We start from the raw sequence: 14,595 nt of genomic DNA on the forward strand, positions 1-14,595 counted from the left end.
ATGAACCTTATACAAGCCGAAGCATTCATTCTTGATTTACTACGGCAACAATTACCCGAAACGCTCTACTACCACGGTCTACACCATACGGAAGATGTGGTTCGGGCCGCCGAATGGCTGGCTCGGAGCGAAAAGATCGAAGATCAGGAATCGCTTATGCTATTACGTACAGCAGCCTTGTACCACGATTGTGGCTTCATGTATACCTATGAAAACCACGAAGAAGCGGGTTGTGAAGTGGTGGAGCAATGCTTGCCTACATTTGGCTATTCAACCGGGCAGATTGAGTTGATTTGCGGGATGATTCGGGCAACGAAGGTTCCGCAAAACCCGCAAACGCATCTGGAACAAATCCTCTGCGATGCGGATTTGGATTACCTAGGTCGGCTGGGTTTCGAGTCCATTTCCCATACTCTCTACCAGGAATTACAGGCCCGACACCTGATCGGTACGGAAGCAGAATGGCTACAGAAACAGATCACTTTTTTAAGCTCCCATCAGTATTGGACGGCCACGGCTCTCGCTTATCGGCAACCCGCCAAAGCCGTCCAACTGGAGCATCTGCAAAAGCAGGCTACTTTGCTTGAGCCGTAACCACTTCATTCTGATGGCGAATCCGCTGGCAAAGTACCCGCATCACGTTCCGCAGGACTTCGTCGCGTTCTTCCATCAGGTCATAAAAATCTTCCTGATCGATCCGGAATAACGTAGCGGCCGTTTGGGCAATCACCGTAGCCGAACGGGGTTCGGAATCCAGCAGGGCCAGTTCGCCGAAGAGATCACCCCGGCCCATTTCGGCCAGTAGCGTATCCTGATCATAAATTTCTATCTCCCCCGACAGAATTACGAACATACTATCGCCCAGATCGCCCTTTCGGATAATCACCTCTCCCGCCGGGAAATGCACCTGTTTCATAATCGGAATGATACTGGCGAGTACGTTTTCGGCGGTACTGGCAAACAAAGGCGTATTCTTCAGAATCTGTACCAGTTCGTGAGCCGAATGGCTGGACGTTGCGTGAGCGTGCATAGGCGTATTTTTTTCAAAAGCAGCGAGCGTGTTTTCCGCACTTTCGCTGAGTAAATGAATCGGATGTGATAGATAAGCCGTCACCAGTTTCGGATCCCCCACCCAGGAATTCCAGCGACGCAGGGCTACGCTGACGGTCCACTCCGTAAACAGGGTCGTTCCTTCCTCCAGAATAGAGGCTACCGACTCAGCCATCGATTCGGGTACAATGGAAGCCGACGCTTCCAGTTGCGTACGGAACAAGCGATACACGGGCCGGGGCACCAGGTTTTCGAGCATTTCGAGGGCGTTGGCACTCCGCTCCTGTGAAGGGTGTTGCAGACTCTGCTGAATCTGATTCAAAGCTTCGGCATCGTATAGTTTACTGAGTATCCGTAAAATTCGTTTCAGTACTCGCTCCATTTCGTAACCCAGAGCCGATTGCCATTCGGCATCCATCGCGGCGTACTGTCCCGCCTGAATCTGCTCGGCCAAAGCGAGTTCTTCGGAAAGCAACGTCTCAAAAAACAGTCGATTTTCGGATGATGAGGGAAAATGCCGCAACGAATGCAGAGCCGTTTCCCGTACCGTGCGGTCCGATTCTCCGGCCAGTCGCATCAACCATTGCTCGCTTTCGGGCGTTTGCAGGGTACTCAGCAACTGAGCCAGCATGCGTCGCTGTTCGGTGGGAGCGTCCAGCAGAGGCGTAAAGGCTGATAAGTTTTCACTCGCGGCCTGACGTAAGTTCCGCAGCGTAGCTCGTCCGTACGAACGGTCGTGTAGTAAAGTTAATAATTGAGGGACCAGTGACGAATGTCTACCCGCCGTTTCAATGGCCTGTTTTACCACCGCAGGCTGGGTACTTTGTAAGCCTTTCTGAACAAAAGCCGTATACTCCGTTAAGTGCAAATGACGGATTACTTCGAGAGCCGCAACCTGCTCTTCTTCGGTGGATGCGTTCACCCAGCGATCCAACTGTTCGCGGGCAATGCTATCGGTACGATCTTTCTGCAGGCGTCCGAGGAGAGCTCCTTTCTGAATACCCCGGTCGGGCGATTCGAGCAACTCCCGAATGGGCCCCGCCTGCTGAGCCAGGAGCTGGGCCGTCCGCTGGCGTACCTGCGGATGCGTATCCGTCAGTAAGGGTTGCAAGGGCATTTGTTTGGCCTCCGGACCCAGGCGTTCCAGAACCCCCAACCGCACCAACGCATCGGGATGTCGCAACAGCGGCAATGTTTTCTGAGCTAGTAAAGTCGGTTGATTTTCTTCAAACCACGCTACTGCTGCCAGTACCCGCTCGGGTGAAGGACTCGTTAAATCCTGTTCGGCAGCCAGAGCTATTTCGCCAGGCAGGGCTACCTGTTCGCCGGGCAGGAATCGCCGGGATAAGGCATCGCCCAGGGTATGCAGATAAAACCGATAGGCCCGTCGAATGAGCAGACCCGTGGCTACTGGAAAAATCAGCCAGAACCAGATGACTTTGCTTTCGCTCAGCGATAACCACTGCGAAAGTCCCAGCAACAAACCTGCCAGACCCAGGCCCAGCGGTTCGTACATGCCTTTGGCCAGGGTATGGCCCAGCAGCCGTTGTTGCGGCGTCAGGGGTTGGAAAAGGACCAGAAAAACCGCATCAAATAAAGAACGACGAATGACCTCTACCGAAACGTAGAGCAAGCAGGCCCACACTAACAGAACCGTTTCGTCGCCTACTACACTCCGGGTAATGGCCAATCCCAATAATCCAATCAATGCTACCAGCGGTAATACTAATAAGGAAGTCTGCACCCCCAAACGATCCAGTGCCCGCCGGGACAGCAGGAGCTTCACCAGCATCGCCAGTACATAGGTACCCGCCAGCCAGTAGCTGACGTAAGCAATTACTTCGGACTGATCATGAAAGCGGTGTTTGACGTCCAGAAAGAAGTTAAACTCAATTTTGGTTGCGAAACACGCCACGGTCAGGATACTCAGACACATGAAAAAGACCAGTTCGCTCCCACCAAACAACTGCTGAATCAAACGCGATTGTGGACGACGACGGGCCGTCGAACGATCGCGGGTACGAATGGCGTGCGAACGCAGCGTTAGTTTCAAGGTGAATAAAGCTCCCAGAAAGGCCAGTAACGAAACGCCCAGTAAGGTCAGCAAATCGGCGTGAGCGTGTACCAGAGCGGCCAGTACGGCCCCCAGAGCTTTGGCGGGCATGTCGCCTGAACTGATGATACTAAAGAGGCGTTTGCCCTGCCGCGTGTCGAACACCACCGCCGATACTCCCCAGAATTCCAGACTGGTCAGCAGATAGATCATCCGGTACCCGACCATGATGCCAATGGCCGCTATGATCGAATGTCCGACCCAAACCACCAGCATCACCAACAGGGTCATAACACTTACGGTCCAGAGTACGCGTAACGCGACGGAACTCAGCCCCAGATGATGTTCGTAATGAGCGTAGGCTTTACCGATCAGAATCATTCCAATAGCCGAGGCTATGTACGCCAGGGGTAAACTCGTAGCCGGGTCATTTTCCAGTAGAATGGCATTCGCGGCTACATATAATTGAATCGTTCCAATTCCTAAGAGAAAGTGATGGAGGAAAAAAAGCCAGACGGTACGGGTTTCTTCAGGATGTATTCCTAAATAACGACGGAAGCCATCGGTAGTAAGCATTGCCAAGCAGTTAATTGAGCGTTTTAAAGGTTAAGTATAGCTATTTTTCGCGAGCTACGGACGCAGAAACATAAATCTTCTGTTTATTTGAAGGCTTTTCTGCTCCATTTCGGCCGTTATTTGTGCTTCTCAACTCCTACCTACGATGGCTCTTCGCGTTGATTTACAAGGCTCTTTTCTACCTCTTTTTCCCCGTTTCAGCCGCTTACTGGGATTATTTTGTTTAACGTTGAGTCTGTGGGCTTTTCAACGAAGTGAGTCTTTTCCCGAAACTACGATTTCCAATGGACTGATCACCGCTAAACTGTATGTACCGGATGCTCAACGAGGGTATTACCGGGCGGAACGTTTTGACTGGTCGGGTGTCATTACCGATTTACAGTATCAGGGCCACTCCTTCTTCGGCCCCTGGTTCGATACACACGATCCCAAGGTAAATGACGCCATCACGGGTCCCGTAGAAGAATTTGTAGCTATAGGTTACGCAGCCGCCAAGCCCGGCGAAACCTTTCTGAAAATTGGTGTGGGTGCTTTGCGTAAAAAAGACACGACCGCGTACCGTTTTTATCATTCTTACGAAAACATAAATCCCGGTCACTGGACGACCCGCGTAAGCAAAGATCAGGTTACCTTCGTGCACGAACTAAGCGATGCGGCGGGGTATTCGTACCACTATGAAAAAACGGTTCGACTGCTTCCCAACAAACCCGTACTAGTATTGGAACATCGCCTGAAAAATACCGGTACTAAAACGATTGAAACGAACGTCTATAACCATAACTTCTTCGTACTGGATCGTCAGCCGACGGGTCCCGACTGCCGGGTCACGTTTCCGTTTGACCTCCAAACCCAGGGCGAGACGCAGGGACTAGGTACGCTGGCGGCGGTGGAAGGAAACACGTGGCGTTTTCTGAAGGAACTGGAGCCGGGTGAATCGACGCAGGTCTTCCTGACTGGCTTTGGTACAACCGCCAAAGACTACCACCTCCGCGTGGAAAACAAAAGTGTAGGGGTTAACGTCACCGGCGATCAACCGTTGACCCGAATCGTGTGCTGGGCCAAGCGTACGACGTTTTGCCCGGAACTATATATTCCAGTCAAGGCCGAACCGGGCAAGGAATTTCGCTGGAACATTCAATATACGTTCTTCACCAAAGAATAAACGTATTTAATCCTGCCTGACAACCGATAATCCATTTTTAGTTCGTGTTCGTACTTCTTAAAGCCGCAGGCTATGGCAGAAGTAACTATACTTGCTGCCGCATTTGAAACTCCTTAACTCTTTATTCAGGCATGCAGAAATTTTTGGTACTAGTAGTTGTCAGCATGTGGGCGGGCAATGCTCAGGCTCAATTGTTAGACCGTATTAAAAGTAGAGTAGAGCAGAAAGTAAATCAGAAGATTGACCAAACCATTGATCAATCGATCGACAAGGCCACTTCAAAAAAGAAAAAGAAGGAATCAAAAGCGGGCGAAGAGTCTACGCCACCTACGTCTGATCCCCACGGTTCCAATAGTACCGTGGGAACTTCTAACGATCCTACTCCGTCTGTTTCTCCAGCAGCGGCACCCGCTTCGCCCGTTACTTTTACCTCGTATTCACGCTTTGATTTTGTTCCGGGAGAAAAAATCATTGTTCACGAAGATTTCTCGCAGGATGCCATAGGCGATTTTCCGGCTCAATGGAATACGCGTACGGGTGGCGAACTGGTTACAGTGAACAATCGACCCGGAAAGTGGCTACGTATGAATCAGGATGGCGTTTTTTATCCGGAATATCTGACACAGGATTTGCCCGAAAATTTCACCCTGCAAATGGATGTGATGGCCTCTCCGGGCATCGCCGGTATTGGTACGTTTATCATTAGTCTGATGCAGACGAAAAATGCGGATGAGAAGTTTAGCTGGGGAGCCGATGAATCTACTTCGTCAACCCCCAATTTTAAAATTGGATTCCGGCCCAAATCTTCGGGTTCTGGAAGTATTCACTACTCCTCGCATCTGATCGGCTCGCAGCACCGGGACGGCTCTCCGGAATTCGTAGTTCCCAAGAAAAATGCGGTAAAGGTGTCCATTTGGCGACAAAAACAACGCGTTCGGGTTTATCTGGATAGTACCAAAGTGCTGGATCTGCCACGGGCACTGGAAACTACTACGGCCTTGAATTCACTCGTGCTGGCCGCTTATGCTCCGGATTACGATAAAAAAGAGGGAGCTTTTTTCGTGAGTAATATCGAGCTGGCGGTGGGTGCTCCGGATACCCGTAATAAACTGCTGACCGAAGGAAAATTTACCACACACGGGATTCTTTTCGATGTAAACAGTGATCGCATCAAGCCCGGTTCGTTCGGGGCCTTGCAGGATATTGCCAATGTTTTGAAGGAAAATGCCAGTCTACGCGTGAAGATCGTAGGTCATACCGACGCGGATGGGAATGAAAGCACGAATGTGGACCTGTCCAAACACCGGGCGGAATCGGTGAAAAGAATTCTGATCTCGGACTTTGGCCTGGATGCATCCCGACTGGAAACGGATGGGAAAGGCAAAACTCAACCCATCGATTCAAATGATACGCTGGTAGGAAAAGCGAATAATCGGCGGGTGGAGTTTTTGAAGTTATAAAAAGGACTCGATTGGCGTGTTAGATAATTTTGTATACTAGTACAGGTTTGGAAACCTGTACTAGTAAAGGAAAAAAACAAGAAGAGCGACGTATGGTTACGTCGCTCTTCTTGTTAGCATTAACTTAAACTCTATAACTGATCTACCAAGTGAGCATACGTCCGTCGGTAAGACATATAAAACACCAGCGGGAAGACCAGCAACGTCAGTAAGGTTGCCGTAATCAAGCCACCAATGACGACAATCGCCAGAGGTTTCGAAGTTTCTGAACCAATGCCCGTAGATAAAGCCGCCGGAATCAGACCAATCGCCGCCATCATGGCCGTCATGACCACGGGCCGGACCCGCGACAATACGCCCTGCGAAATGGACTGGTTGAGCGGAATTTTCTTTTGCAGATTCTTCTTGAATACCGAGATTAAGATTACGCCATTCTGAATACAGATTCCGAAGAGAGCAATGAATCCAATGCCCGCCGAGATACTGAAATTGACGTGCGTAATCAATAGAGCGGCAATCCCGCCAATGATGGCGAAGGGCACGTTTACCAGTACCAGTCCGGCGTCTTTGGCATTGCCAAACAGTACGAACAAAATCAGGAAAATGCCCAGTAAACTAATGGGTACTACCTGAGCCAGTCGAGCCGTGGCCCGTTGCTGGTTTTCAAAATCCCCCGCCCATTTCACCGTATAACCCGGAGGCAGTTTCACCGCAGCAGCTACTTTCTGCTGGGCTTCAGCCACGGCTCCGCCCATATCCCGACCGCGTACGGAAAATTTCACGGCTCCGTAGCGAACGTTCCCTTCGCGATAAATCAATACCGGACCCGTTTGTGTACTGATCGTGGCAATCTGTTTGATGGGAATTTCGGTATTGTTCATCGTCGGTACCATCAGATTGGCAATCTGTTCCTCAGTTGAGCGGAAGTTGGGGGCGTACCGAATCCGTAAATCAAAACGGCGTTCACCTTCGTAAATCTGCGTGGCAGCTTTACCGCCAATGGCCATTTCAACGACGGCCTGAGCATCGGTTTTATTCACCCCGTACAGAGCCAGCTTTTGCTCATCCAGCAAAATGTGCATTTCCGGCTGACCGATGTTCCGAATCACCCCTAGATCCGTAATTCCCGATACGGTAGCCAGTTGAGCGTCGATTTCTCCGGCTTTTTCTTCCAGAATGTTCAGATCCTTTCCGTAGATCTTCACAGCGATACTACCCTTCACCCCTGAGACGGCTTCGGCCACGTTGTCCATAATGGGTTGCGAAAAGCCAAAATCTACGCCGGGAAATACCGAAAGTTTTTTCTGCATCTGAGCGATCAGTTGCTCTTTCGTGATACCGCTTTTCCACTCGTCCTTTGGATAAATATCCACCAGAAACTCAATGTTGTAGAAGCCGGTCGGATCCGTACCATCGTTGGGACGTCCGGTTTGGGAAATCACTGCTTTTACCTCGGGGAACTGCTCGAATACCTTTCGCATCTGCGTCGTCAGGCGTACGGATTCGGGCAATGAAATCGACATCGGCATGGTCGCCCGTACGTAAATGGAACCTTCATTCAGTTCCGGCAGAAACTCCGTACCCAATAGTTTAAAACCAGCCAGCCCAATAACGACGAGTATCGTCGTAGCCAGCAGCGTTAGTTTCTTGTGGGCGTACGTAAAGCCAAAGCCTTTCATGGTAGAGCGGGTGATGAAATCCGTGAAGAAGTTATGTTTTTCTTTCACGTTTTTCTTCAGCAGCATACTGGCCAGTACGGGCACCAGCGTCAGCGTAAAAATCAGTGCTCCGAGTAAGGCAAAGCCCAAGGTCCAAGCCAGGGGCGAGAACATCTTTCCTTCTACTTTCTGAAACGAGAAGATGGGGACCAGACAGGTAATGATAATGGCTTTAGAAAAGAAAATGGCTTTACCCATTTCCGTACCCGTTTTCCGAATCACGCCCAGTTTAGCCATCTTGTTGAAACGGCTCATGCCTTCGCGGTGAGCCATCTCGTCCAACGTTACAAAAATACCCTCCACCATCACCACCGCTCCATCGACGATGATTCCAAAGTCAATGGCACCCATCGAAAGCAGGTTGGCCGACATACCTTTCAATCGCAAACAAATGAAGGCAAAGAGCAAAGCCAGCGGAATGACAATGGAAACGGTGACGGTCGTTCGCCAGTCGGCCATGAAAATAAAGACGATGACGGTTACGAAAATCAGACCTTCCAGCAGGTTGTGGGTAACGGTATGCGTAGAGAAGTTAATGAGCGTTTCGCGGTTGTAGAACGTATTGATTTTAACGTCCTCGGGTAAAATCGTGGTGTTCAGCTCCTTGATTTTATCCTTTACCCGGGCAATGACTTCACTGGGATTTTCACCCTTCCGCATAATCACTACTCCTTCGACAACGTCGTCTTCCTTGTCGCGACCAGCCTGACCCAGTCGGGGTAAAGCAGACTCTGCCACATCGGCCACGTTACGTACCATGATGGGCGTACCCTTCACGTTTTTGATTACCGTATTCTCAATGTCCTGTAAGTTGTCGAGCATCCCGATGCCACGGACCACATAGGCTTCCGAACTTTTTTCAATGACGTCGCCCCCCACGTTGAGGTTGGCACTTTGTACAGCCTGGAATACTTCAAGTGGTGTAATGCCGTAATCAAGCAGGCGGTGGGGATTGATGGAAATCTCGTACGCTTTGGCTTCCCCGCCATAGCTTACTACGTCGGCCACGCCGGGTACGCTTTTGAACTGACGGTCAATGACCCAGTCCTGAAGCGTTTTCAATTCCCGTACCGACCGCGTGGGTGACTTGAGCGTATAGCGGAGAATTTCCCCCGTAGGTCCGTAGGGCGGCTGTACTTCGGGTCGAATACCTTCGGGTAAATCCACATTACCTAGCAGGTTGTTTACCTGCTGACGGGCGAAGGCATCGTCTACCCCATCGTCAAACATGACATTGACGACGGACAACCCAAACAGCGTCGACGAGCGAATGTCCGTTTTTTTCTGCACGGAATTCAGCCCAATTTCCACCGGAATGGTAACGAATTTTTCCACCTCTTCAGCGGAACGTCCCGGCCACTGCGTAATGATCGTAATCCGGGTATTCGTAACGTCAGGAAACGCTTCAATAGGGGTATTCTGATAGCAGATGAAACCCGCCACAGCGGCCAGCAGCGTCAGAAAGAAGATCAAGAATTTGTTCTTCAGCGAGAAGGACAAAATACCTTTAATGAACTTATTCATGGGAAAGGTCGGAGCCCGGCTCCATTAATTATCTAAGGCATTGTAAATCAACAGTTGGTTTTTCGTTACAATTCGGTCGCCCGCCTGCAAGCCACTGTTTAAATAGACCGTATCCCCGATGGTTTTAAAGATGGTAACTTCACGTACAACGGGCTGATTCTGCCGATTGACGACGACAACGAAATTCCGGCTCTTGTCGAATACGAGTGCATTACCGGGAATTGCTATACGTTCCCCCTGTCCCGGATACGAAACAATGACGTTGGCAAACATCTCGGGCTTGAGTTTAAAGTCGGCATTGAGCAGCGTAATTCGCACCTTCATGGTCTTGCTATCGGGGTCGAGTACGTTGAAAACCTTATCGATTCGACCTTTGTATACTTGATCCGGATAAGCGATGGTTGTAATGGTTGCTTCATCGCCTTCATTAATGTTACTCAGGTCGGCTTCGTACACGTTTGCCATTACCCATACCTGATCGAGGTTAGAGATGGTGAACAGCGTTTCGGGATCATCCGACCGAAGTTCCATTCCGGAAGCGGCCGTTTTTTCCACGATGAAGCCACTAATCGGGGCCTTCACGATGTAGGAAGCTCCACTCCCACCCATGATGCGGCGGCGTTCGTTGACCCGGTCAACCTCCCCCTTCGCCGCGGACAATTGTCCACGAGCCGCAACGAGGTCTTTCTGGGAAGACAATCCGGCTTGCACCATGTCTTCGGCTACCTGCATATTTTTCTGAGCCAGAGCTAACTGTCCCTGAGCGGCAATCGCTTCCTGGTGCAAGTCAGCCAGATCGCCCGAACTGATGACTGCCAGCGTTTGTCCCTTTTGTACGTGGGCCCCCAGATCTGCTTTCACATTTTCAATGCGGCCGCCCACCAGTGAAAAAACCTTGACTACTTTGTCCTGGTTAAAGGTGACTTTGCCCGTTAACTGAAGTTCGTTGGTAATGGGTTTTAGCCGGGCGGTGTCAATGGTAGCTCCGGCCAGTAAGTTCGAATCAACGGGCGTGGCTTCAGCCGTTTGCGTATCTTTATCCGAGTCGGAATGACAACCGGTCATGCCCAGACTTAGCAGCAGAGCTCCGTACAGGCACCATTTGAGGGCGAGAAATGAATTCGTTTTCATGAGTAGTTTATCGACTGAATAGATTTGTTCCGACCGCGTAGCCTAACTCTTCGAGGCTTTGCATCCGGTTGTTCTGGAGTTGACGGTACTGAATCTGACTATTTTTATACGAATCGAAAAAGTCCAGAAACTCGACTACGTCGATATTTTGCTTGCGGTAATTCGTAGTTACGCCATCAATGAGACGCGAAAAGTCTTCGTTAAAGCGAGTATCAAACTGCTGGTATAACTGGTTGGTCTGGAGCACTTTTACATACGCTTTCTGTACTTCGCTCTGCACCTGCAATCGATAGGCGGCAATGCCCTGTTGACTGGCCTGCGTACGAATTTTTGCCGCTTCGATGTTGCCTTGGTTTTTATTGAAAATGGGTACGGGCAATCCAACGCCCACCCCGACATAATTTGAACCAAAAGCCCCGTTGCGGTCAAAGGTCGCCTGCACGGTCAGATCAGGTTTGGCCAATGCTTTCTGTAGAATCAGATTCTGCTGTTCAAGTTTGGACTGATCGGTATACGCTTTCAGATCGTACCGATTTTCCTCCGCCCGATTGTACAAATCATTCAGCGTCAGTGAAGCCGGATTGTAGGCTTCAAGCTCCTGTGTCGTAACTTCAGGCCGTACCACCGTCGCCGGATTCATATTTAATAGTACCGCCAATTCAGCCTGATCGTTGGCCAGTTGCAAGATAAGTGACTGTTTTTCCGTCGTCAGATTAAACAGATACGCTTTCAGCCGGGTTAGATCTTTCAGGGGAACGTTCCCTTTTTCGTACTGCTGCTGGTACAGCGTCACCGTCTGCTGAAGCGTCTGAATTTCCTCGTCGTAAATACTAATTGACTGTTGATTAAAGTACAGACTGTAAAACGTACTCCGCAGGTCATACCGCAACGTTCGGATCACATCCTGAAAACGGTCACGAGCAATTTCGGTACTGGTTTGAGCGATGGCCAATTGCTTGTTCCGTTTACCAGCCAGCAGCAGGAGCTGTTGCAACTGTACAATCTGTTCGGAATTACTTTGGCGAAATGGCAATATAGCCCGTTCCTTACCCGCGGTAGCCGTACCATTATTGTAAGGCATGATTTCAGCGTATATCGTAGGGTTAGGCCGAAGTTTTGCCTGTATTTCCTGCTTTTGTGACTCGCTGATGCCCAACTGAGCAATCATCAGGTTTAAGTTCTGCCGGGTAAATTGCTCTTCGGCCTGCGTTAAAGTCAGCTGAAGCGTATCAGTAGGGGCCGCTATTAGCGGTATTCCTTCCGTAACCTTTGGTTGAGCCTGGGCCTGAAAACCAAGCATAGCCACCAGAAAGGCGATTGGATAAATCAATGACTGACGTACTAACATGGAGTAGTTAAGAAAACGTAATAAATCCGAGGCATTTATCAATTAATCGGGTAAAATCATCCGTTTTACTGCCGCTGGTAAAACCCTCGTAACAAATGTAAATGCCTAAGGTTAGGCCAACATTAAGAGAAGTTAAAGACAGGATTAGAATTCGTTAAAGGTTATATAGTTCTATTTTTAAAGCTTAGGAAAATTGTATCTTTGGCCTATATAGGTCTGTTTTTCAGCGTTTTATCAAACCATTAAAGATTAGTACAGGAGTTTTAGTTAAACCGTAAAACCGCTCGTCGGTGATTAAAAAATTTTAATGTGAGGATTGACGTAGTAACTTGACTTTTCCTGAGTGATTTTAATACGCCACCTCGATTGGGTTCTGTATGCGGATATTAATTGTAGAAGATGAGTTAAAACTCGCTACTTCGCTCAAACGCGGATTGGACGAATACGGCTTTCAGGCCTCCGTAGCTCTGGATGGAGCTTCCGCGAAGAAAGCTCTGGAACTGGGAGAGATTAATCTGGTCATACTGGATATTAATTTGCCCGACATCAATGGGTACGACCTGTGTCGCTACATTCACGAACGAAACAGCCATATTCCCATCATTATCCTGACTGCTCTGGGTACGATTGAAAATAAACTCACGGGCTTCGACGCGGGTGCCGATGACTATCTGGTAAAACCCTTCGAGTTCAGTGAACTGCTAGCCCGCATTCAGGTAAGCCGCAAACGGACCCAGCAGTCCAGTACCTCTGCCGCTCACAGCCAATTGAGCATTGCGGATCTGGTACTCGATCTACGGGAAAAAACGGTAAGCCGGGCCGGTCGCACTGTTAACGTTACTCCCCGTGAAATTGCCTTGTTGGAGTACTTTTTGAGAAATCAGGGGACCGTACTCACCCGAAACGAAATTGCCGAAAACGTCTGGGATATTCCTTTTGACACAGGCACCAACCTGATTGATGTATACATTAATACCCTACGAAAGAAAATTGATAAGGATTTCACGACCAAACTCATCCATACCCGCAAAGGGATTGGTTACATCATGAAAGAAATGGCCGAATAAACATGCACCTCCGTACCCGCCTGTCCCTTACCTTCGTCGTTGTGGTTTCGCCCGTGCTGCTCCTGTTTCTGGCGAACTTTTACTACTACTTCTCTACCTCGAATCGGGATTACTTTCTGAATATCGTTAAAAACCGGGGTGTGACGATGACGCACCTCATGTCGCGGGGGGAATCGCTGGATCGTTCGCTGTTACGATGGATTGACGAAGGGACTTATACCTCTTTATCCAACCGCCGCGTAGCCATTTTCGATGAACAAAATCAACTCCTGTACGACAGTGGGGAGCTGGATGACAAGGAAATCCAGGAACCTCCCTTTACGATCACCGAACCGCTGTTACAACAGATTACCAGTCAGAAGGTAGTTTCGATCAGCGATGGCGAACGCATGGGTTACGGTCTTTTACTGCACAACTCCAAAGGGCAACGGTACAAAGTAGTTTCGTACGCCATTGATGATTACGGGCAGCAGAAAATGCACGAAATGATTACGGTCTCAGTAGCTACCCTGGTGATTGCCTTTTTGGTAGTTATCGTTCTGAGTCAGATTTTCGCCCGCCGCTCCATCAAACCGATCTCGAATATGATCGAAAAAATTGAGCAGATCAAAGTTTCAAATCTGGAATTACGCTTGCCCGTACCGCCCGACGCGGACGATGAGCTGAGTCGACTGGCGGTATCGTTTAATCAGATGCTCGACCGGATTTCCAGTTTCGAAATGCAACGGAGTTTTGTCTCTAACGCATCGCATGAGTTACGAACTCCTTTAACTCTGATTACCAACCAGATTGAGGTATCTTTAATTAAACCTCGTTCGAGTGAAGAGTATCAGAATTTATTAAAATCACTTCTGGAAGATATTAATCGCCTGAACGCGTTATCGAATGGATTGCTCGAACTAGCTCAGTTTGACGTGAAGGAAATTCAGGTGACTTGGGCAACCGTACAGCTCGACGAAGTGATCTACGAAGCCGTCGCTTCGGTACTGCATAAATACCCTAATTACCGCATCAGTTTTGCAACGGATGCTCAGGATGAAGATGAATCTTTACCCGCCATTGCCATAAGGGGTGAAGAATCGCTTTTACAAATGGCCTTTATGAATTTGATTGAAAACGGCTGTAAGTTCTCGTCCGATCATCATACGCAGATCACCGTGAAGCCTCATTCGGACTACGTCGAAGTACTTTTCGAAGATCAGGGTATCGGCATTGCCGAATCGGAGCTTGACTATATATTCCAGCCTTTCTACCGGGCTACCAATTCTCATGCGATCAAGGGAAACGGGATTGGTTTATCTCTCACCGAGAAGATTATTAAACTACACCGAGGCCGAATTATGGTAACTTCTCTACTGGATCAGGGTACCCGTTTTCAGGTGGACTTACCCTCTTTACCCGCCCTCAACGAAGAAGTAAAAGAAAGCTAGAGCATGGGTCTAGACATTATCATTTCTAAACAATCCGGCGTCCACTCGCCTTATAGCGTATAGGCATCGCCACCTA

General features: G+C 49.3%; 9 protein-coding genes. 5 read left to right on the forward strand and 4 right to left on the reverse strand.

Annotation, left to right across the window (positions count from 1 at the left end; all coding sequences use genetic code 11):
* A complete protein-coding gene (locus C5O19_RS21890; protein ID WP_104715525.1) occupies window positions 1–594 on the forward strand; it encodes an HD domain-containing protein in 594 nt (197 codons plus the stop codon).
* Here C5O19_RS21890 and C5O19_RS21895 read toward each other — a convergent pair.
* On the reverse strand, window positions 575–3,679 hold the full coding sequence (locus C5O19_RS21895) for a cyclic nucleotide-binding domain-containing protein (protein WP_104715526.1): 3,105 nt from the start codon (window positions 3,677–3,679) through the stop codon (window positions 575–577). The two genes, C5O19_RS21890 and C5O19_RS21895, sit on opposite strands and share 20 nt — an antisense overlap.
* A gap of 145 nt (window positions 3,680–3,824) precedes the next feature.
* On the opposite strand from C5O19_RS21895, the gene C5O19_RS21900 reads away from it, so the two are divergent.
* Complete coding sequence (locus tag C5O19_RS21900) at window positions 3,825–4,841, forward strand: hypothetical protein (RefSeq protein ID WP_243406476.1); 1,017 nt, start codon at window positions 3,825–3,827, stop codon at window positions 4,839–4,841.
* A gap of 131 nt (window positions 4,842–4,972) precedes the next feature.
* Window positions 4,973–6,301 carry an OmpA family protein gene (locus C5O19_RS21905; protein WP_104715527.1) on the forward strand — a complete coding sequence of 443 codons (1,329 nt, stop codon included), beginning with the start codon at window positions 4,973–4,975 and terminating at the stop codon, window positions 6,299–6,301.
* A 131-nt stretch (window positions 6,302–6,432) separates the two neighbouring features.
* Here C5O19_RS21905 and C5O19_RS21910 read toward each other — a convergent pair whose 3' ends face one another.
* From C5O19_RS21910 to C5O19_RS21920, 3 genes are read right to left on the reverse strand one after another with little or no spacing between them, the layout of a single operon-like run.
* Window positions 6,433–9,543 (reverse strand): efflux RND transporter permease subunit, encoded by a 3,111-nt coding sequence (locus C5O19_RS21910; protein WP_104715528.1) that lies wholly within the window; start codon window positions 9,541–9,543, stop codon window positions 6,433–6,435.
* A 24-nt stretch (window positions 9,544–9,567) separates the two neighbouring features.
* Window positions 9,568–10,674 carry an efflux RND transporter periplasmic adaptor subunit gene (locus C5O19_RS21915; RefSeq protein ID WP_104715529.1) on the reverse strand — a complete coding sequence of 369 codons (1,107 nt, stop codon included), beginning with the start codon at window positions 10,672–10,674 and terminating at the stop codon, window positions 9,568–9,570.
* Between the two features lie 7 nt (window positions 10,675–10,681).
* On the reverse strand, window positions 10,682–12,022 hold the full coding sequence (locus C5O19_RS21920; protein WP_104715530.1) for a TolC family protein: 1,341 nt from the start codon (window positions 12,020–12,022) through the stop codon (window positions 10,682–10,684).
* A gap of 377 nt (window positions 12,023–12,399) precedes the next feature.
* Between C5O19_RS21920 and C5O19_RS21925 the strand changes: the two genes are divergently transcribed.
* Window positions 12,400–13,089 (forward strand): response regulator transcription factor, encoded by a 690-nt coding sequence (locus C5O19_RS21925; protein ID WP_104715531.1) that lies wholly within the window; start codon window positions 12,400–12,402, stop codon window positions 13,087–13,089.
* Between the two features lie 2 nt (window positions 13,090–13,091).
* On the forward strand, window positions 13,092–14,519 hold the full coding sequence (locus tag C5O19_RS21930) for a sensor histidine kinase (protein ID WP_104715532.1): 1,428 nt from the start codon (window positions 13,092–13,094) through the stop codon (window positions 14,517–14,519).
* The last annotated feature ends 76 nt before the right edge of the window (window positions 14,520–14,595 follow it).

Source organism: Siphonobacter curvatus (assembly GCF_002943425.1).
Taxonomy (GTDB): Bacteria; Bacteroidota; Bacteroidia; order Cytophagales; family Spirosomataceae; genus Siphonobacter; species Siphonobacter curvatus.

Excerpts from the sequence above, each read along its gene's own strand:
- C5O19_RS21915 (WP_104715529.1), bottom strand. The coding sequence starts at position 10,674 with ATGAAAACGAATTCATTTCTCGCCCTCAAATGGTGCCTGTACGGAGCT.
- C5O19_RS21920 (WP_104715530.1), bottom strand. The coding sequence starts at position 12,022 with ATGTTAGTACGTCAGTCATTGATTTATCCAATCGCCTTTCTGGTGGCT.
- C5O19_RS21895 (WP_104715526.1), bottom strand. The coding sequence starts at position 3,679 with ATGCTTACTACCGATGGCTTCCGTCGTTATTTAGGAATACATCCTGAA.
- C5O19_RS21910 (WP_104715528.1), bottom strand. The coding sequence starts at position 9,543 with ATGAATAAGTTCATTAAAGGTATTTTGTCCTTCTCGCTGAAGAACAAA.
- C5O19_RS21930 (WP_104715532.1), top strand. The coding sequence starts at position 13,092 with ATGCACCTCCGTACCCGCCTGTCCCTTACCTTCGTCGTTGTGGTTTCG.
- C5O19_RS21890 (WP_104715525.1), top strand. The coding sequence starts at position 1 with ATGAACCTTATACAAGCCGAAGCATTCATTCTTGATTTACTACGGCAA.
- C5O19_RS21905 (WP_104715527.1), top strand. The coding sequence starts at position 4,973 with ATGCAGAAATTTTTGGTACTAGTAGTTGTCAGCATGTGGGCGGGCAAT.
- C5O19_RS21900 (WP_243406476.1), top strand. The coding sequence starts at position 3,825 with ATGGCTCTTCGCGTTGATTTACAAGGCTCTTTTCTACCTCTTTTTCCC.
- C5O19_RS21925 (WP_104715531.1), top strand. The coding sequence starts at position 12,400 with ATGCGGATATTAATTGTAGAAGATGAGTTAAAACTCGCTACTTCGCTC.